The 21617-nt window shown below is 67.6% G+C and carries 17 protein-coding genes and 1 pseudogene; 13 read left to right on the forward strand and 5 right to left on the reverse strand.

The genetic code is table 11. From position 1 onward, the window contains the following. Positions 1-2: 2 nt before the first annotated feature. Positions 3-716 (forward strand): tRNA (adenosine(37)-N6)-threonylcarbamoyltransferase complex dimerization subunit type 1 TsaB, encoded by a 714-nt coding sequence (gene tsaB, locus AB4Y98_RS19900; protein ID WP_428704319.1) that lies wholly within the window; start codon positions 3-5, stop codon positions 714-716. Positions 717-1248: 532 nt separating this feature from the next. Here tsaB and AB4Y98_RS19905 read toward each other — a convergent pair. Further along, the gene (locus tag AB4Y98_RS19905; RefSeq protein ID WP_312787528.1) at positions 1249-2133 is read right to left on the reverse strand and encodes an energy transducer TonB family protein; all 885 of its coding nucleotides are present in this window, start codon (positions 2131-2133) and stop codon (positions 1249-1251) included. Continuing rightward, a complete protein-coding gene (gshB, locus tag AB4Y98_RS19910; protein WP_180166096.1) occupies positions 2133-3080 on the reverse strand; it encodes a glutathione synthase in 948 nt (315 codons plus the stop codon). The genes AB4Y98_RS19905 and gshB overlap by 1 nt, the downstream gene beginning before the upstream one ends. Before the next feature lie 240 nt (positions 3081-3320). Here gshB and pilG point away from each other — a divergent pair, with 240 nt between their 5' ends. From pilG to AB4Y98_RS19945, 7 genes are all read left to right on the forward strand, one after another. Continuing rightward, positions 3321-3722: a twitching motility response regulator PilG gene (pilG, locus tag AB4Y98_RS19915; protein WP_005418455.1), complete on the forward strand. Its 402-nt coding sequence runs from the start codon at positions 3321-3323 to the stop codon at positions 3720-3722. An 18-nt stretch (positions 3723-3740) separates the two neighbouring features. Further along, a complete protein-coding gene (locus tag AB4Y98_RS19920; RefSeq protein ID WP_049466295.1) occupies positions 3741-4103 on the forward strand; it encodes a response regulator in 363 nt (120 codons plus the stop codon). Beyond that, positions 4103-4633, forward strand: coding sequence for a chemotaxis protein CheW (locus AB4Y98_RS19925; protein ID WP_025877750.1), 531 nt, complete (start codon positions 4103-4105; stop codon positions 4631-4633). Before AB4Y98_RS19920 ends, AB4Y98_RS19925 begins: the two co-directional genes overlap by 1 nt. A gap of 41 nt (positions 4634-4674) precedes the next feature. Beyond that, entirely contained in the window at positions 4675-6711 is a 2037-nt protein-coding gene (locus tag AB4Y98_RS19930) for a methyl-accepting chemotaxis protein (RefSeq protein ID WP_312108306.1), read from the forward strand. A gap of 100 nt (positions 6712-6811) precedes the next feature. Then, a complete protein-coding gene (locus AB4Y98_RS19935; protein ID WP_442245007.1) occupies positions 6812-13456 on the forward strand; it encodes an Hpt domain-containing protein in 6645 nt (2214 codons plus the stop codon). Continuing rightward, positions 13443-14774 (forward strand): chemotaxis protein CheB, encoded by a 1332-nt coding sequence (locus AB4Y98_RS19940; RefSeq protein WP_394198481.1) that lies wholly within the window; start codon positions 13443-13445, stop codon positions 14772-14774. The genes AB4Y98_RS19935 and AB4Y98_RS19940 overlap by 14 nt, the downstream gene beginning before the upstream one ends. Beyond that, positions 14771-15235: a chemotaxis protein CheW gene (locus AB4Y98_RS19945; protein ID WP_312109829.1), complete on the forward strand. Its 465-nt coding sequence runs from the start codon at positions 14771-14773 to the stop codon at positions 15233-15235. The genes AB4Y98_RS19940 and AB4Y98_RS19945 overlap by 4 nt, the downstream gene beginning before the upstream one ends. A gap of 153 nt (positions 15236-15388) precedes the next feature. Here the strand turns inward: AB4Y98_RS19945 and AB4Y98_RS19950 are convergent. After that, positions 15389-16000 (reverse strand): annotated as a pseudogene (locus AB4Y98_RS19950) (16S rRNA (uracil(1498)-N(3))-methyltransferase); the annotation flags it as partial. Further along, positions 15991-17382 carry an adenosylmethionine--8-amino-7-oxononanoate transaminase gene (gene bioA / locus AB4Y98_RS19955; protein WP_363732059.1) on the reverse strand — a complete coding sequence of 464 codons (1392 nt, stop codon included), beginning with the start codon at positions 17380-17382 and terminating at the stop codon, positions 15991-15993. The gene bioA and the pseudogene AB4Y98_RS19950, both read right to left, overlap by 10 nt. A 77-nt stretch (positions 17383-17459) precedes the next feature. On the opposite strand from bioA, the gene nudE reads away from it, so the two are divergent. From nudE to AB4Y98_RS19980, 5 genes are all read left to right on the forward strand, one after another. Next, on the forward strand, positions 17460-18023 hold the full coding sequence (gene nudE / locus AB4Y98_RS19960) for an ADP compounds hydrolase NudE (RefSeq protein ID WP_312109837.1): 564 nt from the start codon (positions 17460-17462) through the stop codon (positions 18021-18023). Further along, positions 18020-18823 carry a 3'(2'),5'-bisphosphate nucleotidase CysQ gene (cysQ, locus tag AB4Y98_RS19965; RefSeq protein WP_442245008.1) on the forward strand — a complete coding sequence of 268 codons (804 nt, stop codon included), beginning with the start codon at positions 18020-18022 and terminating at the stop codon, positions 18821-18823. The genes nudE and cysQ overlap by 4 nt, the downstream gene beginning before the upstream one ends. Positions 18824-18837: 14 nt before the next feature. Beyond that, positions 18838-19674, forward strand: a complete 837-nt coding sequence (gene mazG / locus AB4Y98_RS19970; RefSeq protein WP_088100967.1) for a nucleoside triphosphate pyrophosphohydrolase — start codon at positions 18838-18840, stop codon at positions 19672-19674. Further along, a complete protein-coding gene (locus tag AB4Y98_RS19975) occupies positions 19671-19997 on the forward strand; it encodes a YnfA family protein (RefSeq protein ID WP_032974968.1) in 327 nt (108 codons plus the stop codon). Before mazG ends, AB4Y98_RS19975 begins: the two co-directional genes overlap by 4 nt. Positions 19998-20090: 93 nt before the next feature. Next, positions 20091-20393, forward strand: a complete 303-nt coding sequence (locus AB4Y98_RS19980) for a DUF962 domain-containing protein (RefSeq protein WP_363732067.1) — start codon at positions 20091-20093, stop codon at positions 20391-20393. A 33-nt stretch (positions 20394-20426) separates the two neighbouring features. On the opposite strand, the gene AB4Y98_RS19985 is transcribed toward AB4Y98_RS19980, so the two are convergent. Beyond that, on the reverse strand, positions 20427-21611 hold the full coding sequence (locus AB4Y98_RS19985; RefSeq protein WP_442245009.1) for a GDSL-type esterase/lipase family protein: 1185 nt from the start codon (positions 21609-21611) through the stop codon (positions 20427-20429). Between the last annotated feature and the right edge of the window lie 6 nt (positions 21612-21617).

Consider the following 21617-nt stretch of genomic DNA (forward strand, 5'->3'; position numbering starts at 1 on the left):
CGATGAAACTGCTCGCCTTTGAAACCGCCACCGAAGCCTGTTCCGTAGCCCTGCATGTGGATGGGCAGGTACTGGAACGCTTCGAGATCGCCCCCCGCCGGCATGCCGAACTGAGCCTGCCGTGGGCGGAGGAGCTGCTGGCCGAGGCCGGCATCAGCCGCCGCCAGCTGGACGGCATCGCGCTCAGCCGTGGTCCCGGTGCGTTCACCGGTGTGCGCTTGGCGATCGCGTTGGCGCAGGGCATCGCGCTGGCGCTGGATCGGCCGTTGTTGCCGGTGTCGACGCTGCAGGTGCTGGCGCTGCGCGCGCCGGTGGAAGAGAACCAGATCCTGTCGGCGATCGATGCGCGGATGGGCGAGTTGTACGTGGCGCGCTTCGAGCGCGTGGATGGACTGCCGGTGGCGCGGGATGCCGAGCGCGTGTGCGTGCCGGCGGCGGTGTCGTTGCCGGAAGCCGCGTCCGTCTACGGCGTCGGCACCGGGTTTGCCGCGGCCGAGGGCGCGCTGGTCGCGCAACTGGGGGCTGGCCTGCGCCGCTTCGATGCGACGGCGCTGCCGCGTGCAGCGGATGTGCTGGCACTGGCGGTACCGGCGTTCGCGCGCGGCGAAGGCATTGCGCCGGAGAAGGTCGAGCCGGCGTACCTGCGTGACAACGTGGCGCTGACGCTGGTCGAGCAGCAGGCGGCGCGGGATGCCAAGGCGAAGGCCAACGGCTGAGCCCCTCGTGGCGGGTGGTGGGTCGCTGAAAGCAGAAGCCGTGGGTTGGCCGGGCGGGTGGGCTACGCAGGGGACGCCGTGAATACGTCCCTGTAGGCTCGGGCGCGCCATCCATGGCGCTTACGCCCCTGCGCAGCCCACCCGCCCGGCCACGGATAGTTTCCGTGCGCGTCCGCCACGGAGAATCAAGAACAAAATCAAARTCAAAMGCCGGTCGCTTCGCTCGCATCCACGCATGGCGTGGATCTACCGTGCAGGCATGGCGTGGATGCATCGTGTCGACCAAGGTCGACAGCTACCAACAGCAAAGATGCGCCGCGATCTGTCAGGGGTGGGGCGGTGTGGGCTTGCAGGACCGTTGGCGCCATGGATGGCGCCATCGAGCCCCCATGGATGGGTTTACGGCGTGTCCTGCAAGCCCACACCGCCCCGCCAAACCGAACAGCCCAACCGCCGCTCTTGATCTTGCCGTTGCAGTTGCCGTTGCTGTTGCTTGCAGCGGGTCCCGGGCCGCAGGCCCGGGCAGAAAACCTTACCGGTCGTCGCGCAGTTCGCCACCGGGCAGGAACACCCACGTGCGGGTGACCTGCAGGATGTCGATCTGGTCTTCGCTGTCGGGCAACGGCGGGAACGGTTGCGCCAGCTGGATCACCCGCAGCGCGGCCTCGTCCAGCAGCGGCGTGCCGCTGGACTTCAACACCCGGCTGCTTTCCACGCTGCCGTCGCGGCGTACCCCCACGCTGATCACCACCTGTCCCCCCAGCCGGCGCTGCCGTGCTTCGTCGGGGTAGTTCAGGTTGCCGACCTGCTCGGCGCGGTCCACCCACGCACGCAGGTAATTGGCGTAGGCGTATTCGCGCGTGCTGGCCGAAACGAATTTCCGGTTCGGGCGCTTGGCGTACTGCGCCGAACGCAGGTGCACTTCCGCCGCCAGCCGCGCCATTTCAGCATCGCGCTGTTCGCGCGCGGTCATCGGAGCATCCGGTGTTGGTTGCAGCGGGGTAGGGCGCGACTGCGCCACGGCCACGGTGTCCTGGCCATTGCGGCTGCTGACCACCCGCGCCTGCGGTGGTGGCACTGGTGCTGCCGACTGTTGCTGCTGGGGTACCGGACTGATGCCGGACTGGGCCTGCGGCACGATGCCGGCCTGGTTGTCGCGGGGGCGCTGCGCACGATCGTGCTCGCCACCGCCTTCCTGGCTGGCGGCAGCCAGGAAATCGGCCTGCTTCGGGGTCAGCGCGGTGCGGGTCTGGCTGAAGATCACTTCCAGGGTCGGCACCAGTGGCGCGTCGCCTTTCACGGCAAAGCCGACCCCGAGGATCAGCAGGGCGTGCACCAGCACCGACAGGGCGATGGTGGCGCCCAGCCGCTGCGCTTCGCGCGGCGGCGGGGCGAGGACGGCAGGTGCGGCATCCATCAGTGCAGATCGGCCTCGATCGCGTCGAACAGGGTGCCGGCGATGTTCAGGCCGTACTGCGCGTCCAGCTCGCGCACGCAGGTCGGGCTGGTCACGTTGACCTCGGTCAGGTAGTCGCCGATGACGTCCAGGCCGACGAAACGCATGCCGCGACGCTTCATTTCCGGGCCGACCTGGGCGGCGATCCAGCGGTCGCGTTCGCTCAGCGGACGGCCTTCGCCGCGGCCACCGGCGGCCAGGTTGCCGCGGAACTCATCGCCCTGCGGAATGCGCGCCAGGCAGTAATCGACCGGCTCGCCATCGACCAGCAGGATGCGCTTGTCGCCGGCGGTGATGTCGGGAATGAACTTCTGGGCCAAGGCGAGCTTGCGGCCGCCGTCGGTCAGCGTTTCCAGGATCACGTTCAGGTTGGGGTCGCCCTGGCCGCTGCGGAAGATCGAGCGGCCGCCCATGCCATCCAGCGGCTTCAGTACCGCCTGGCCGTGTTCCAGTGCGAAGGCCTTCAGTGCCTTGGCGTCGCGGCTGACCAGGGTCGGTGGGCAGCACTGCGGGAACAGCAGCGCGGCCAGCTTCTCGTTGTAGTCGCGGAGGCCCTGCGGGTTGTTGACCACGCACGCACCGGCGGCGGCAGCGACATCCAGCACCTGGGTGTCGTAGACATACTCGGCGTCGACCGGCGGGTCCTTGCGCATCAGCACGATCTGGCCGGGACCGAATTCGGTCCGGCTGAATGCGCCCAGCTCGTACCAGCCGGCCGGGTCGTCGCGCACCTGCAGGGGGGCGGTCCAGGCCACGGCCACCCCGCCTTCCAGCGCCAGCCCGCCCGGGCGCACGTAGTGCAGGGCATGGCCGCGGCGCTGGGCTTCCAGCAGCATGGCGAACGTGGTGTCCTTGGCGATCTTGATGTGGGCGATGGGGTCCATCACCACGATGACGTTCAACGGCATGGGTGCACCTGTCAGGCAAGGCGTTGATGGTAGCGGCAACGCCGGCCGTGCGCCTCCCCGGCGATGTGCAACGCAGCGTCCCTTGCCGGGCTGCGCAGTGATTGCCAATCCGGTCACGTTCAGCCCGGCGCCACGCCCCGCGCCACGGACCGCCCTTGAAGCGGGCGCGGGAAGTGCGATATAGATACGCTTTCGCAGCGGCTCCCGCCAAAGATTGGGCCGTGCGCTTGGGGAATGGCAATGACTGAAAACACGACTGCGGGCGGGGAGCTCGCAGGACTCCGGGTGATGGTCATCGATGACTCGAAGACCATCCGCAGGACTGCGGAAACACTGCTGAAGCGCGAAGGCTGCGAAGTAGTGACCGCGACGGACGGTTTCGAGGCGTTGGCCAAGATTGCCGACCAGCAGCCGCAGATCATCTTCGTCGACATCATGATGCCGCGCTTGGATGGCTACCAGACCTGCGCACTGATCAAGGGAAACCAGCTGTTCAAGGCGACCCCGGTGATCATGTTGTCGTCCAAGGATGGTCTGTTCGACAAGGCGCGGGGGCGCATCGTCGGCTCGGAGCAATACCTGACCAAGCCATTCACGCGCGAAGAACTGCTGGGTGCCATCCGCACGTACGTCAACGCCTGACCAGGGGGGAAAGGCACAATGGCTCGTATCGTCCTGATCGAGGATTCACCGACCGACCGCGCGGTGTTCACCCAATGGCTGCGCCGTGCCGGCCATGAGGTGCTGGAAGCGGACAACGCCGAAGAAGGCCTGCAGCTGGTCCGCGACCAGGTGCCGCAGCTGGTCCTGATGGACGTGGTGCTGCCGGGCATGAGCGGTTTCCAGGCGACCCGGGCGATGGCCCGCGACGCAGCAATCAAGCACATTCCGGTCATCATCGTCAGCACCAAGGCGATGGAAACCGACAAGGCCTGGGGGCTGCGCCAGGGCGCCGCCGACTACATCGTCAAGCCGCCGCGCGAGGAAGAACTCATCGCCCGGATCAACGAGCTGGTGGCCTGATGCGCTCGCCCTTCGACATTCTTGAAGCCTACGAACGGCGCAGCCTGGCCCACGCGGTGCAGCTGCCCGGGCGGCAGTTCGCCCAGGACCTGTGGCGTGGCGTCGGTTTCCGTGTTGGCCAGCGTCGGCTGGTGTCCGATTTCCGCGAAGTGGTGGAGATCGTGCCGATGCCGCCGGTGACCCCGGTGCCCTGCGCGCAGCCGTGGCTGCTGGGCGTGGGCAACCTGCGCGGCAACCTGTTCCCGGTGGTCGACCTGAAGTACTTCCTGGAAGGGGCGCGCACCGTCCAGCAGGAAGGCCAGCGCGTGCTGATCATGCGCCAGGCCGGTGGCGACGTCGCCCTGACCATCGATGAACTGTTCGGCCAGCGCAGCTTCGAGCTGACCCAGCAGATCGAGGCCGGTTCACTGGCCGAGGGACGCTACGGCCACTTCGTCGATCGCGCTTTCCATGCCGATGGCAACGACTGGGGCGTGTTCTCGCTCTCGCTGCTGTCGCGCACCCCTGAATTCCGGCAAGCCGCGGCCTGAGGCCGGGCATCGCCCCCTGCATTGAAAATCGAGGTTGAACGATGAGTACTGCTTCGGATGCCACCAAGTCCGGCAAGCTGCGGCTGGGCGGCAGCAACCTCTGGCTGGCGCTGCTGGCGCTGTCGATGATCCTGTTCGGTGTGAACACCGGCGTGTCCACCTGGCAGGGCAGCCGCCTGGCCGATGCCGGTTCCAAGGCCGCGGACCTGCAGGTGCTGTCGCAGCAGCTGGCCAACCAGGGCCGTGACGCGGTCGGCGGCAACGCGCAGGCCTTCACCGCCTTCAAGGCCACCCGCAACGCGATCGAACAGAACGTGTCGACCCTGCAGGGCCGCTACGGCAACGAACCGGGCGTCTCCCGGGCGATCTCGACCCTGGCCGACACCTGGACGCCGCTGGGCAAGCAGGCAGGCCAGCTGGTGGCCAGTGAACCGGCAGTGCTGGCCCTGGCCGGCAACGCCAACAACTTCTCCGGTGCGGTGCCGGGCCTGCAGGCCCAGTTGAACGAACTGGTGCGTGCGATGTCCGCCTCCGGCGCCCCGGCGTCGCAGGTCTACAGCGCCCTGCAGCAGGTGGTGGTCGCCGGTTCGATGGCGCGTCGCGTGACTGAAATCCGCGCCGGCGGCACGGCTGCTGCCGCTGCCGGTGACGCGCTGGCCCGCGACATCACCGTGTTCTCGCAGGTGCTCGATGCGCTGCGCAATGGCAACGAGGATCTGGGAATCACCGCCGTGCGCGGCGCCGCCGCCGTCGCTGCGCTGGAGCAGTCGCAGCAGAAGTGGCTGGCGATGAAGCAGGACGCCGACGCGATCCTGGCCAGCTCGCGCCAGCTGTTCGCCGCGCAGTCCGCTGCCTCCGCACTGGGCCAGGGTTCGGCGAAGATGCTGACCGACAGCCGCAAGCTGTTCGAAGCCTTCTCCTCGTTCGGTTCGGTGTCCGACACCCGCCTGTTCCCGAACTTCTGGATCGGCGTGGTGTCCGGTGCGCTGTCGCTGATCGCGATCATCGGTTTCGTCTCCACCAATGTGCGCAGCCGCTCGCGCGAGCAGGAACTGCGCTACCAGACCCAGGTGGAGTTCAACAGCCGCAACCAGCAGGCGATCATGCGGCTGCTGGATGAAATCTCCTCGCTCGGTGAGGGCGATCTGACGGTGAAAGCCTCGGTGACCGAGGATATGACCGGCGCGATCGCGGACGCCATCAACTACGCGGTGGATGAACTGCGCCACCTGGTGACCACCATCAACGACACCTCGGCCAAGGTCGCGCTGTCGACCCAGGAAACGCAGGCAACGGCGATGCAGCTGGCAGAAGCGGCCGGCCACCAGGCCAACCAGATCACCTCGGCGTCGGACCGGATCGGCGAAATCGCCGCCAGCATCGAGCAGGTATCGCGCAACTCGGCCGAGTCGGCCGACGTGGCACAGCGTTCGGTGGTGATCGCCGCCGAAGGTGCCGGCGTGGTCCGCGAGACCATCCAGGGCATGGACCAGATCCGCGACCAGATCCAGGAGACCTCCAAGCGCATCAAGCGCCTGGGCGAATCCTCGCAGGAGATCGGCTCGATCGTGGAACTGATCAACGACATTTCCGAGCAGACCAACATCCTGGCATTGAACGCGGCCGTGCAGGCGGCTTCGGCCGGTGAAGCCGGTCGTGGTTTCGCGGTCGTGGCCGACGAAGTGCAGCGCCTGGCAGAACGTACCTCCGGTGCGACCCGACGCATCGAGAACCTGGTGCAGGCCATTCAGGCCGATACCAATGAAGCGGTCACCTCGATGGAGCAGACCACCGCCGAAGTGGTGTCCGGTGCGCGCCTGGCCGAAGACGCCGGTACCGCACTGACCGAGATCGAGCGCGTGTCCAACGCGCTCAACACCCTCATCAAGAACATCTCCATCGCCGCCCAGCAGCAGTCGTCGGCGGCGTCGGACATCACCCGCACGATGGGCGTGATCCGCCAGATCACCGGCCAGACCTCGCAGGGTGCCGGGCAGACCGCCGAGTCGATCGGCCACCTCGCGCAGCTGGCGGCCGACCTGCGTCGTTCGGTCGCCGACTTCAAGCTGCCGGCGTGACACGGGCAGGGTGGCGAGCAAGGAACCAGTCGATGAAGCATTTCCATTCCCCACGCCAGGATCCGCGCGACCGTCGCGCGGCGGCGACCGGAGCGCATCCATGAGCAGCCTGCGCGATGCGATGAGCCACGCAGCCTTGGGCTGGGTCAAGCCCGAGCTGGACGAGACCCTGCGCCTGGTGCGCAACGAGGTCGAGTACTTTGCCGAAGACCCGGGCGACAGCAGCCGCATGCGCATCTGCGCCGGCTACCTGCACCAGGTGCAGGGCACGCTGCGCATGGTTGAACTGTATGCACCGGCGATGGTGGCCGAAGAGCTGGAACAGCTCGCCATTGCTGTCGGCAAGGGCGAGGTCGCCGAGCGTGATGAGGCCTGCGCCACCCTGATGCGCGGCAGCGTGCTGCTGCCGGATTACCTGGAGCGCCTGCAGAACGGACACCGTGACATTCCGATCGTGCTGCAGCCCCTGCTCAACGAGATCCGCGCCGCCCGTGGCGAAGCGCTGATCAACGACAGCGTGCTGTTCGCGTTCGCGCCCGATTCGGTGACCGCCACCGAAGCGGAACTGGACCATGCACGCGGCAGCCTCAGCGGCCGCAACCGCGAGCTGCTGGACACCGTTGGCAACGCGGTCAAGGAAGAACTGCTGCAGGTCAAGGACGCGCTGGACCTGCACCTGCGTACCGACGGCGCGCCGCAACAGCTGCAGGAGCAGGTGACCAAGCTGGGCTCGGTGGCCGATACGCTGGGCATGCTCGGCCTGGGGGCCGCGCGGGGCGTGGTCGTGCAGCAGCGTGACGCGCTGCGCGGAGTCGTCGAAGGCCGCCAGCAGATCGACGAAGACATGCTGCTGGATATCGCCGGTGCGCTGCTCTATGTCGATGCATCGCTGGACGACCAGGTTGCACACCTGGGTGCCAGTGGCAGTGGCCAGGATGATCCGAGCGCGGTGGAGAACCGGCGCACGGTGGAGGTGCTGGCGCACGAGGCGATCGCCAATTTCGCCGCCGCCCGCGAGCATTTCGTCGCTTTCATTGAAACCAGCTGGAACCATGCCGAACTGCAGGACGTGCCGCGCCTGCTCGGGGATGTCTCCGGCGCATTGCGCATGCTCGACCTGGGCACCGCTGCCGACTACCTGCGCGGCGTTCAGCAGTACATCGAAGCCGAGCTGATCGGCCGCCAGCGCGTGCCCAGTGGACGCCAGCTGGACACCCTGGCCGACGCCATGGCCAGCCTGGAGTACTACCTGGAGGCCCTGCGTGACCGCCGTCCGGGTCGCGAGGACATCCTCGACATCACCCGCAGCAGCCTGGAGGCCCTGCGCTACTGGCCGCTGCCCGAGCGTGACGTGGTCACTGCCGAAGCCGTGCAGCCGGTCGTGCGTGAGGCCGTGGCCGTGCCGGCCGCGCCACTGCAGATCGAACCGCTGGATATCGACGTGCAGGCCTCCGCGCCGGCACCGGGTGACGTGCCGGCGCCGCTGCCCGATTTCACCTTCGACCCGCTGCCGGAGGCTACGCCCGCCGACAACGGCCTGATGTTCGGATCGCTGGGTACGCCAGCGTTGTCGGCCGAACCGCACGGCACCCCGCCGCCCCTGTTGTTCGCTGCCTCCAGCGCCCCCGCGCCGGAAGTGCCGCAGTGGGAACTGGGTGGATTCGACGCGCCGGCAGGGAGTGCTGCCGAACGCCGCGACGAGCGTGCGCCGACGTTCGACAGCTTCGATCCGGTCAGTTTCGACCCTGTGTCAGCCGAACAGTCCGACGCTGCTGCCTGGATGTTGTCCGAAGCGCCGGTGCTGGATGAGGGCGACACCCAGCTAGCCGCCGTAGACGGCAACGATGACGCCCTGCTGGCGACGTCGTTGGATGAGTCGACGTTTGCCGCGCCGCTGGATGCAGTCGTTTCACCGGCATTCGATCCGGTTGCCGCCGAGCAGGACGGCCAGACGTCGCTGAGCGACGACGTGGTGTTCCGTTTCGACAGCAGCCTGTTGCACAACGCCGATGACGTGTTGTCGCTGGAGGCAATGGAGACCCTGTCGCTGGACGATGAACAGGAGTCGCCTGCGGCGGTGGAGCTCATTGACGCAGTTGCGGTGTCCCAAGCCGACGATGGCCTGGCCATCGCAGAGCTGACCGACGCCAGCGCTGGGACCGATGCTGACGCTTACGTCGCGCCGACCGCTGATCTGCGCGCGTCCGAAGACCTGCCGGCATCGGCGGCTGTGCCGACCGTGGCCCTGGTCGATGTGGATACCATCGCGCCGATCGACTTCAGCGAAGCCGATGCGCAGTTCTTCGCAGAGCTGAATGCTGCCGCCGCCGGCTTCAATCCCCAGGCCATGCCGGCCACCGTCGTGGCGAGTGAAACCGTGCCGCCGACCGTGGCCGAGGGCGGGTTCGATGCGGGTTTCGACGACGATGCCGAAAACATCGACCAGGACATCCGCGAGGTGTTCCTGGAGGAATTTGACGACGAACTGGGCAATCTCGGCACGCTGCTGCTGGCATGGCGCATGCAACCGGACAACATGGACCGGCTGCGGCCGATCCGGCGCATTTTCCACACACTGAAGGGCAGTGGCCGCCTGGTTGGCGCACGTACCCTGGGTGAGTTCGCGTGGAAGATCGAGGGCATGCTCAATCGCGTGCTCGACGGCAGCCGTGCCCCCACGCCGGCGGTGCTGGCGATGGTCGATCACGCATATGCGGCACTGCCGCAGTTGAACGCGGCACTGCGCGATGGCCAGCGGGTCAGCGTCGACCTGCAGGCGATGCAGGCCATCGCCGATCGCGTGGCTGCAGGCGAAGAGACGTTCTACGTTGCGTTGCCGGGCGCCACTGCGCCGATGGCCGTGGCGCCGGCCGATGCGGTCGAACCGCTGGGCAGCACTGAGCCGCTTGTCGATGTGCCGGCAGAGAGCGCTGTCGAAGTGGCAGGTACTCCGGCCAACATCGACAGCGTGCTGCGCGAAATCCTGGAGGCCGAGGTGGAACTGCACCAGGCCACCCTGCAGGGCTGGTTGCGCTCGGCGCAGCAGGCGCCACAGCCGGTCAGCGACGCGTTGCTGCGTGCGGTGCACACCATGAATGGCGCCTTCGCGATGACCGAAGTGCCGGAAATCACCGCCGTTACGGGCGGCGCCGAGTCGTACATCAAGCGCGCCCTGGCCGCCGAGGTGGTGCCCGGTGATGACGCCGTGGCGGCACTGGACGAGACCGCACAGGCGATCAACGCGACCATGGACGCGCTGCAGGCCGAACAGCCGCGGATTGCGCCGCAGGCTGAACTGGCGCAGCGCCTGCAGGCGCTGGCCGGTGAACTGCCGGAAGCACGCTGGCCGATGGCCGGGCTGGAACTCGATGAAGACGAAGACGATCAGCTGCTTTCGYTGGTCGCCGATGCCGACGTGGTCGAGTCGCCCCATGGGCTTGAGATCGAGCCGGAAGCCGGACGTGACACCGATGGCGCCGATGTCACCGATGCCGAGGTGCTGGAGGCGCTGCAGTTCAGCGAGGACGCGTTGAGCGATGCGGGCCTGGAGTCCGCTGAATTGACGGGCAGCGATGATCTATCGCGCTACTTCGATGCAGGGTGGCCTTCGATGCCGGACGCCCCGGCGCCGGAGTCGACGTTGGAAGTGGCTGCTTCCACGATCGTTGCCGAGGAGATTGAAGCCGGACAGGCGGTGGCGACATCGGAAGACACCGCATTGGAAGACGCCGCGCTGACTGCGGTGGATGATCTGTCGCCGTATCTGGATGCCAGCGCACTGCCGGTTGACGACCGCGATCTGGATGTCGCAAACGACCTGAATACGTCGCTGCCGTTTACATCTGAAACGGCGGTGGATGATGACGCTGCTGCAGTGCCGCTCGACAGCGAGCTGTCCAGCCTGCAGGATGAAATGGCTGTGCCGGGCTTCGCAGACCCGGTCACGCTGGAAGCCGCGCTCGAGGCCGGCCTGCACGTGATCGACGAGGAGCAGGGCCAGGACGAAGACGGGCAATGGCCCGTGCTCGGCCTGCAGGCCAGCGAACTCGCGCCTGGCGAGGCGGAAGCCTTTGCCGAGGATGCGGACGTCGGCGGGGAGGCGGCGGTCGGTGAAGGAGAGAGCACCGACCAGCCGTCCCCGGCGACGGTGGAAGACGTCGAGCCCGTGGAGACGGCGCAGGACGCCATTTCGCCCTCGCGTTTCTTCGAACTGGAAGATGCTCCGGGCCAGGATGCCGCGGCGGACAGCGGCATGATCGTGGTGCCGATCGCGGCGGAGGCAGCGGCAATCAACGCCGAACCTGTTGCTGTCGACAGCGCCGATGCGGTGGTGCCGGCGGATGCGGTTCTGCTCGGTGCTGAGACCGACCCCGAATCCGAAGACAGCGCCGACCTGCTCGACTTCAGCATCTATGACCGCGAGCTGGTCGACATCTTCGTCGAGGAAGGCAAGGACCTGCTGGATCATTGCGATGGGCTGATCAGCGAACTGCGCGAAGCGCCGCAGGATCGCGAAGCCCTGGCCGGCCTGCAGCGCGATCTGCATACGCTCAAGGGCGGCGCGCGCATGGCGGGCATCAACCCCATCGGCGATCTCGGCCACAGCATCGAATCGCTACTGGAGGCCGTCGCTGGCGGGCGCACCGAGATCGAACGTCGTGACGTGCAGTTGCTGGAACGCGGTTTCGATCGTCTGCACCAGCTGCTGACCCGCACTGGCGAACACCGCGTTGTCGAGCCGGCACAGGATCTGCTCGATGCCTTTGAAGCACGCACCACAACCGACATCGCCGCTGCCGGCGCTGCTGCTGCCGCCGCCGCCGTGGCAGAGCAGACCCCGCAGGCGACTCCGGCCGTGGCCGTGGTCGACGCCCCGTTGTCGGCACCGTTGCCGGTGGAAGGTTCCAGCGAGGAAGACCCGCTGGCCCGTCCGCAGCAGGAACAGGTGCGCGTGCGCGCCGACCTGCTCGACCGCCTGGTCAACCACGCCGGTGAAGTGGCGATCTACCGTTCGCGTCTGGAACAGCAGCTCGGCGCCTTCCGCGGCGCGATGGGCGAGCTGGAGCGCACCAACGCGCGTCTGCGCGACCAGTTGCGTCGCCTGGACCTGGAAACCGAGGCGCAGATCGTTGCCCGCTACCAGCGCGAGCAGGATCAGGCCGACCAGAAGTTCGATCCGCTGGAACTGGACCGTTTCTCCACCCTGCAGCAGCTCAGCCGCGCGCTGAACGAGTCGGCCGCCGATCTGGGTGGCCTGCAGGGTGTGCTGGATGATCTGTCGCGCCAGTACGATTCGCTCCTGCAGCAGCAGTCGCGTGTCAGTTCGGAACTGCAGGATGGCCTGATGCGCGCGCGCATGGTGCCGTTCGACGGCCTGGTGCCGCGCTTGCGCCGCGTGGTCCGCCAGGCCGGCATGGACACCGGCAAGCAGGTCCACCTGACCCTGGAAGGTACCCACGGCGAACTCGACCGCAACGTGCTTGATCGCATGGTCGCGCCGCTGGAGCACATGCTGCGCAACTCGGTGGCCCATGGTCTGGAAGCACCGGAGCAGCGTCGTGCCGCCGGCAAGCCGGAAGAAGGTGAAATCGCCATCCGCCTGCACCGCGAAGGCTCGGAAATCGTGCTGGACGTGGCCGACGATGGCGCTGGCCTGGATCGTGAGGCGATCCGACGTCGTGCCATCGAGCGCGGCCTGCTGCCTGCCGATGCGCAGCCGAGCGAGCAGGAACTGGACAACCTGATCTTCGCCTCGGGCTTCTCCACCGCCGACCAGGTCAGCCAGCTGGCGGGGCGTGGCGTCGGCATGGACGTGGTCGGCAACGAAGTGCGCCAGCTCGGCGGCTCGGTCGACATCCAGTCGGTGCGTGGCCAGGGCGTGCGTTTCACCCTGCGCCTGCCGCAGACGCTGGCGGTCACCCAGGCGGTGTTCGTGCAGATCGGCGAAACCACCTTCGCGGTGCCGGTCGCCTCGGTCAGTGGTATTGGCCGGCTGTCGCACGAGCGCTTCGAAGCAGCCGACAGCAGCTACCGGTACGGTGGCGAAGACTATCCGCTGTACGACCTTGGCAGTCTGGTCGGCCAGGCCCCGGCACGCGCTGACGGCCAGGCCCAGGTACCGCTGCTGCTGGTCCGCGCCGGCGACCTGCGCGCCGCCGTTGCGATCGATCAGGTGCTGGGCAACCGCGAAGTCGTGGTCAAGCCGGTGGGCCTGCAGATCGCCTCGGTGCCGGGCATCTACGGCGCCACCATCACCGGCGATGGCCGCGTGGTGGTGATCCTGGACGTGGCCCCGCTGGTGCGTCGTTTCCTGGCCAACCCGACCGCGCCGGTGCTGGTCAACGCACCCCGCCAGGAACGGCAGGTGCCGTTGGTGATGGTGGTGGACGATTCGCTGACCATGCGCAAGGTCACCGGCCGCATCCTGGAGCGTCACAACTTCGAGGTGAGCGTCGCCCGCGATGGCGTCGAAGCCCTGGAACAGCTGGAAGAGCGCGTGCCGGACCTGATGCTGCTGGACATCGAAATGCCGCGGATGGACGGTTACGAGCTGGCCACCGCGATGCGTGCCGACCCGCGCTACAAGGACGTGCCGATCGTGATGATCACCTCGCGCAGCGGCGACAAGCACCGCCAGCGCGCCTTCGAAATCGGTGTGCAGCGCTACCTGGGCAAGCCGTACCAGGAGCTGGACCTGATGCGCAACGTGTACGACTTGCTGGGGATTGCCCGTGTCCGTGAGTGACCTCGATCCGGTTCCGGCCGTAGCCCTGCTGGCCCGCCCGGGTGCGGCGCGTGAGCGCCTGCGCGAGGCGTTGGCCCATGCCGACGTGCAGATCGTGCTGGAAGACGATCCCATGACGCTGGAACCGCAGGCGCTGCATGATGCGCGCCCGCAGTTCGTGGTGATCGCGCTGGAAGCGGCCATTGAAGACGCGCTGGAGCGCCTGGAACCGGCGCTGTCGGCGCCCGGCTTGACCCTGGTGTTCGATGAGGCTGAACTGGCCGCGCGTCGCGATGGTTGGGAAGCGCAGCGCTGGGGCCGTCACCTTGCCGCCAAGCTGCACGGCCACCAGCAGGTGCTGCCGCCCGGCGCCGAGGACGAACCGGCACTGCAGCTGGAGCCGGGCCTGCCGTCGACGCCGCCGGTGCCGAAGGAAACCGCGCTGCAACCGCACCTGGAACAGGCCCGTTCGTGGGCCGACGACGTGCCGGCTGATGGCCTCTATTCGCCGCCGACACATCTGCACGAGCCGATTGCGCTGGAGCAGGCGCTGGCTGCGCTGCAGCCGGTGCTGCCGGAAAGGGCAGCGCCCGTGCAAGCAGCACCGGAACCGCCGCCGGTACCGGCAGCTGCGCCGTCGGTATTCAACGACCACACGGCCTGGTCGCTGGTTGACGAGGCCAGCGACGCGCCGGCAGTTGCATCGGCTGCCACCTCGACCGAATCGGCGGAACCTGCATTCGATACCGGACATCTTTCACTGGTCGACCTGGACGCTACCGCGCCTGCAGGCAGTCGCTCCGGCGCACTGCTGGTACTGGCCGGTATCGGCGGTCCCGATGCGTTGCGTCGCCTGCTCGCTGCACTGCCCAGCGGGCTGGCCGTGCCGGTGCTGGTGCACATGCGCCTGGACGGCGGCCGCTACGGCAACCTGGTCAAGCAGATGGCGCGCGTATCGCCGCTGCCGGTGCAGCTGGCCGAAGCCGGCCAGCGCGCCACCGCTGGCGAAGTGCACGTGCTGGCCGATGACATCGGCGTGCACGCTGCTGCCGATGGCCTGTATTTCCAGAGCGAAGCGCAGGGCATCTCGATTGCCGCGTTGTCGGCCGAGCACAGCGCGCTGGTGCTGCTCAGCGGTGCTGACCTGGCCCATGTGGGCCCGGCGTTGGACCTCGCCGCCGCCGGCGCCTGGGTAGCCGGGCAGGTGGGCGAAGGCTGCTACGACCCGGCTGCGGCGACGGCCGTGGTCGCTGCCGGCATGGTGGCCGGTGAACCGCAGGAACTGGCGCAGGTGATCGCCGCGCGTTGGGGCCTGGATGACGACGGAGATGCCGCATGAGTTACGCCAGCAATGATGAGATCCGCGGCGTCCTGATCTCGGCCGGTGCCGAACGGGTCCTGCTGCCCAATGCAACCGTGGCCGAGATGATGTCACGGGTGCCGGTGCAGGCGGTCGCCGACGCGCCGCGCTGGCTGGTGGGTGAGATCGGTTGGCACGGCTGGCAGGTGCCCCTGGTGTCGTTCGCACGGCTCTCCGGCTTGGGCGAAGAGACGGTGGCCGGCCACAACAAGGTGGTGGTGCTCAAGACCCTCAACGGCAATGCACAGCGCCCTTACTACGCACTGTTGACGCAGAGTTTCCCGCAGCTGATTTCGGTTCCGCGCGACGGCCTGCTGGCCGACGCGTCCGAAGAAACCCTGCCCGACATCGTGCACATGCGCGTGCTGCTGGGTGAACAGAGCGCGCTGTTGCCGAATCTCGACGCGCTGGAAGCTGCGCTGGATTCGCTGACGCCCTGAATCCTGCCGATCGGTAGTGCCGGCCGCTGGCCGGCAGCCACGGGATCAAGAGGTTGCAGAGTGAGGCCCTACCCCAGATCGCGCAGCCGTGACGGCATGAATACCGAACGGTAGTGCCGGCCGCTGGCCGGCAGCCATGGGATCAAGAGGTTGCCGCGGTGACCAGCCGCCTTCCGGCCCGATGGCGATCACCACGCCGCCGGCCGGTGCCGTCTGCAGTGTCGACAACCGGTGCGCTCCCAGCGGGTCCAGGGTCAACCGCAACGTATGGTCTGGCAGCGCCGCGCTGGCCTGTGCCAGCGACTGCGGCGGTCCTACCTGCGGAATGCGCGCACGACCGGACTGCCCGCAGGCCGACTGTACGACGTTGTTCCAGTGCGCCACGCGTTTTTCCGCGCGTGCTGCATCCAGCTTAACTTCGGTGCGCTCGGCATTCACCGGCACGATGGCGCTCACCCCCAGTTCGGTGGCTTTCTGCAGGATCAGGTCCATCTTTTCGCCGCGTGCAATGCCCTGCAGCAGGGTGATGGTCAGCGGCGATTCGTTGGCGATCGGCTGCACCGCGTCGATGCGTACCTGTACCTCGCGTTTGCCGGCCATGGTCAGCGTCGCGGTGTAGTCATGGCCATCGCCGTTGAACAGCACGCAGGTGTCACCCTCGCGCAGGCGCATCACCCGTACCAAGTGGTTGGCCGTCTCTTCCGGCAGGGTCACGGTCTGGCCGCTGTGCAGCGCCAGGTCGATGGGGCAGCGGGTCACGCGCATGCAATCGCCTCGTCGATGGCCGCCAGCGTGGTATGCGCCAGCAGCTCCAGTTGTTCGTCGTCCACGCAGTACGGTGGCATCCAGTACAGCACGTTGCCCAGCGGGCGCAGCACTACGCCGCGCTTCAGCGCCACCTTGTAGGCGTGCAGCCCCAGCCGCAGCGCCGGATCGAAGGGCGTGCGCTTGTCGCCGTTGCGGGTCAGTTCGAAGGCCACCACCATCCCGGCCTGGCGCACATCGGCCACGTGCGGATGGTCGGCGAACGGTGCGGCCAAGGTGCCCATCACCGAGGCGATGCCGCGGTTGCGCGCGATCACATCGTCCTCGCCGAAGATGTCCAGCGTGGCCAGCGCCGCCGCGCAGGCCAGCGGGTTGCCGGTGTAGCTGTGCGAATGCAGGAAGGCACGTTCGCGCGAATCATCAAGGAAGGCGTCGTACAGCGCCTGCGTGGCCAGCACCGCAGCCAAGGGCAGGAAGCCACCGGTCAGGCCCTTGGACAGGCACAGCAGGTCCGGCATCACCCCGGCCTGCTCGCAGGCGAACATCGTGCCGGTGCGGCCGAAGCCGGTGGCGATCTCATCGGCGATCAGGAACGCACCATGGGCATCGCACAGTTCACGTACGCGCTGCAGATAGGCCGGATCGTGCATGCGCATGCCACCGGCACACTGCAGCCGTGGCTCCAGGATCACCGCGCAGATCTCGCCCGGATGCTGGTCGAACAGCGTGGCCAGGCCATCGGCGGCCTGGCGTGCGCGGTCGGCCGCACTCTGCCCGGGCTCGGCCAGGTAGGCGTCGGGCGAGGGCGCAAACAGGCCCTCGGCCAGCAGCGGCGCATAGACCCGGCGGTACAGCGGAATGTCGGCCAGTGCGAGGGCGCCCAGCGTCTCGCCGTGGTAGCCGTTTTCCAGCGAGACGAAGCGCGTGCGCCGGGTCTCACCGCGGTTCTGGAAATACTGGAAGGCCATCTTCAGCGCCACTTCGACGCCGGCCGAACCGTTGTCGGCGTAGAACACCTTGGCCAGTGGCGCGCGGCCGGGCTGGCGCGGCGCGAGGGCCAGCAGGCGCTCAGCCAGGGTGATCGCGGGCTCGTGGCCGAACCCGGCCAGCATCACCTGTTCCAGCTGTCCAGCCTGGGCGGCGATGGCACCGCCGATGCGCGGCTCGGCATGGCCGAACAGGTTGGTCCACCAGCTGCTGACCGCATCCAGGTAGCGGTTGCCGTCGTGATCGATCAGCCAGGCGCCTTCGCCGCGGGCGATCGGCACCAGCGGCAACGTGTCCGGATGCTCTCGCATCTGCGTGCACGGGTGCCACAGGACCTTGAGGTCGCGTTGCCGCCAGTGCTGGACCAGCGGAGAGGGGGTTGGGTCTGCTAGCATTTCGGGCTCATGAACATGTTGCTGCCTGCACATTCTATCGGCCTCGGCGCATGCGCCGGCTGCCACGGAGATTCCGCATGAACGATGACCGCGCCAGGCGTCCTCTGCCGATCATCCATCGGATCACCGACGAGGAGAACGGGCCCTTCCAGCGCCAGCACCTGGACCTGGAGTTCTCAAATGGTGAACGCCGCCGCTTCGAGCGCCTGGTCAGCCGCGGCCATGGCGCGGTGGTGGTGGTGCCGATGCTGGATGAAGAAACCGTGCTGCTGGTGCGTGAATACGCGGCCGGCATGCACCGTTACGAGCTTGGCCTGGTCAAGGGCCGGATCGATGCCGGCGAAACGCCGGAGCAGGCCGCCGACCGTGAGTTGAAGGAAGAGGCCGGCTACGGCGCTCGGCAGGTCGACGTGCTGCGCGCGATGACCCTGGCGCCGACCTACATGAGCCATCAGTCCTGGCTGGTGGTCGCGCGCGACCTGTACCCGGAGAAACTGGCCGGCGACGAGCCGGAGGAACTGGAAGTGGTGCCATGGAAGCTGGCCGATCTGGACCAGCTGATGCTGCGCGAGGACTTTTCCGAAGGGCGTTCGCTGGCGGCACTGTTCATCGCCCGCCAGTGGCTGCAGGGAGCACGATGATCAAGCTGACCACGGAACTGCGCGAGACCGCGATCGCCATTGCCCAGGAAGCCGGGCAGGCGATCATGCAGGTCTACAGCAACGGTTTCGACGTGACACTCAAGGACGACGACAGCCCGGTCACCGCTGCTGACCTGGCTGCCGACCGGGTGATCCAGCAGGGGCTGCGCCAGCTGACCCCGGACCTGCCGATCCTGTCGGAAGAGTCGCCGCTGGTGCCCTGGGAGCAGCGTCAGCACTGGGGCGCGTACTGGCTGGTCGACCCGCTTGATGGCACCCGCGATTTCGTCAAGCGCAATGGCGAGTTCAGCGTCAACATCGCGCTGATCTACCAGGGCGCCCCGGCCTTCGGCGTGGTCCAGTCTCCGGTCACCGGCATTGTCTGGCACGCGATGCGGGGCGAGCTGGCGTATCGTCGGCAGGGTGTACATGACACCGTGCTGCGTACCCGTACACCCGCGACTGCGCCCCTTCGCGTCGCCGCCAGCCGCTCGCATCGTTCAGCAGAGACCAATGCCCTGCTGGCCCGTATGGGCGACATCGAGACCGTGGTCCAGGGCTCTTCGCTGAAATTCTGCCGGATCGCCGAAGGCGGACTGGATGTCTATCCGCGGCTGGGCCCGACCTCCGAATGGGATACCGCTGCTGGCCAGTGCGTGCTGCACGCGGCCGGTGGCGCGGTGCTCTCGGTCCGGACCGGCAAGCCGTTCCGCTACAACCGCCGGCCGACGCTGTTGAACGGCGATTTCATGGCGCTGGGCGATACCAGCCTGCCGTGGCGGGACTGGTTGTCCGATTGATCCAGGAGAAACGCATGAGCACGCACGATACCCCTGCCACCGGCAACGCCAGCGCGGAGCTGGAGCGCCTGCTGGCCATCATGGCGCGCCTGCGTGACCCGCAGGGGGGCTGTCCCTGGGATCTGGAGCAGAACTTCGCGACCATCGCCCCCTATACGATCGAAGAAGCCTATGAAGTGGCCGACGCGATCGATCGGGGCGACCTCGACGACCTCTGCGATGAACTGGGTGACCTGCTGCTGCAGGTCGTGTTCCATGCGCGCATGGCTGAAGAACAGGGTGCGTTTGCCTTCGCCGAGGTCGCGCGCGCGATCAGCGACAAGATGCAGCGGCGGCACCCGCATGTGTTTGCCGATGTCAGCGTCGACGATGCCGACGGCGTGATGCGTAACTGGGACGCGATCAAGCGTGCTGAGCGCGCGGCAAAGGGCGATCAGGACACCTCGGCGCTGGCCGGGATCTCCCGTGGCCTGCCGGAATGGCAGCGGGCGGTGAAGCTGCAGTCGCGCGCGGCCAAGGTGGGTTTCGATTGGCCCGGTCCGCTGCCGGTACTGGACAAGGCGGCCGAGGAACTGCAGGAACTGCGCGAAGAGTTCGAACGCGGTGACATCGTGGGCAACAAGGCGCGCCTGCAGGAGGAACTGGGTGACCTGCTGTTCGTGTGCGCCAACCTGGCGCGCCATGCGGACATCGATCTGGGTGCCGCGCTGCGTGGGGCCAACCACAAGTTCGAACGTCGCTTCCGTTCGATGGAGGCGCAGGCCGAGGCACAAGGCGATTCGCTGGCCGCACTCGATCTGGATGCGCAGGAAGCGCTCTGGCAGCACGCCAAGGCCACCGAAAAAGCGTGAAAACGCTCGGTCTGTTCCTGCTGACCGCGCTGGCCGAGATCATCGGCTGCTACCTGCCGTGGCTGTGGCTGCGCAAGGGTGGCAGTATCTGGCTGCTGTTGCCGGCGGCGGCCAGCCTGGCGTTGTTCGCCTGGCTGCTGACCCTGCACCCGACCGCCAGCGGACGCGTGTACGCAGCCTACGGTGGCGTGTACATCGGCACGGCGCTGTTCTGGCTGTGGCTGGTCGACGGCATCCGTCCCAGCCGCTGGGACATGCTGGGGGCTGCGCTTTGCCTGGCCGGCATGGCGGTGATCATGTTCGGGCCGCGGCAACCGGGGTAAGCCGGGCAGGTGTAGAGTCGAGCAATGCTCGACCGTTGTTGTGGCAACAACAGCCGGGCATGGCTCGGCACCTTCAACGAACGGAGCACGCGCATGTCCCGCTTCGCCAGCTTCCGCGAGTTCTACCCGTTCTATCTCAGCGAGCACCGCAACACGGTCTCGCGTCGGCTGCACTTCATCGGCAGCTGCGGCGTACTGCTGCTGGTCGCCATCGCCGTGCTGCGAGGGCAGCCGCTGCTGCTGTTGGCGGCATTGGCCTGCGGCTACGGCTTTGCCTGGGTCGGTCACTTCTTCTTCGAGAAGAACCGCCCTGCAACATTTCGTCATCCACTGTATTCGTTCATCGGTGACTGGGTGATGTTCGCCGACATCCTGCGTGGCAGGGTGAAGTGGTGATCTCGCCGTGCGCGCCGGCCGGCGCCGTACGACTCAACGCGCGTTGCAGCCCAGCGCCGCCAGGTTGATCGCGTCGGCCATGCGCCGGTAGCCCTCGTCGTTCGGGTGCAGATGATCGCGGGTGATGTCCGCCGGCAATGATTCCGGCTGTTTCGGATCACGCAGCGCCGCATCGAAATCCACCACGCCATCGAATCCGGTGTCCTGGCCACGCGCCCACTGGTTGATCGCGGTGCGGGTGGCGGCCGATACCGGCTCGTAGCGCTCCGAATCGCCGAAGGGCGTCAATGTGCCGAGATGAGCGCGGATGCCATGCGCATGCAACCGCGCGGCCACCTGACGGTAGCCCAGCAGCATGTCTGCCGCGCTGCGTCCCGGCAGCGGCTGTGCGCCGCCACCGTGGCGGATGTCATTGATGCCTTCGAACAGGATCACCTGGTCGGCGTCGGCCACTGCGATCACGTCGCGATCCAGCCGCGACAGCGCGCTGTGGCTGCGGCCGTGGTCCAGCAGCTTGTTGCCGCTGATGCCCTGGTTGAGCACCACGAAGCGGTCCGGGCAGGCCTGCTGCAGGCGCTGGCCCAAGCGCTCGGGCCATTGGTTGAACGAGCCACGCGAAGCCGTCGCGCCCTCGGTGATGGAATCACCCAGGGCCACGATCACCTGCGGCCGGTCCGCGCGCTGCACCAGTACCGCAGAGAACACGTTCTGCTGGTAGCCCACGCGCACGCTGTCGGCCACCGCGTCCTGCTTTCCGTCGGCCACCCGCACCACCGTACGGCGCACCGCGGGGCGGGTGGGCTGCGGGAAGTACGCGGTCACGCTGATCTCCTGCAGGGCGGCAACCCGCAAGGGCAGTGCATCACTGAGCAGCGCTGCGCCCACCGGTACGTCGATGGAGGTGCGTCCATCGACGGTGACCGGCAGCGCTGCCGCCTTGCCATCCTTCAGGCGCACCCGTACGTCTTCCACATGCAGCGGCGTGGTGCCCAGTTCGTTGCTGATGCGCAGTCGCAGCGCATCGCCCTTGCTACCCAGGCGAATGTCCTGGCGCACGGTCTGCGCGGCGAACTGCACGGGCGCGTCAGCGCTGCCATCCTTGCGGTCAGGCGCGGGCGAAGCGGTCCAGGCGGTGACCCAGACCGGTGCGGCCAGCGCCACAGGGGCGGCCACGGCGCTGCCGATGGCCAGGGAAAGCAGTGTGATCCAGCGCTGCATGGGCTT

It is taken from the genome of Stenotrophomonas sp. 2YAF26 (assembly GCF_052114625.1).
In the GTDB taxonomy this organism is placed as follows: Bacteria; Pseudomonadota; Gammaproteobacteria; order Xanthomonadales; family Xanthomonadaceae; genus Stenotrophomonas; species Stenotrophomonas indicatrix.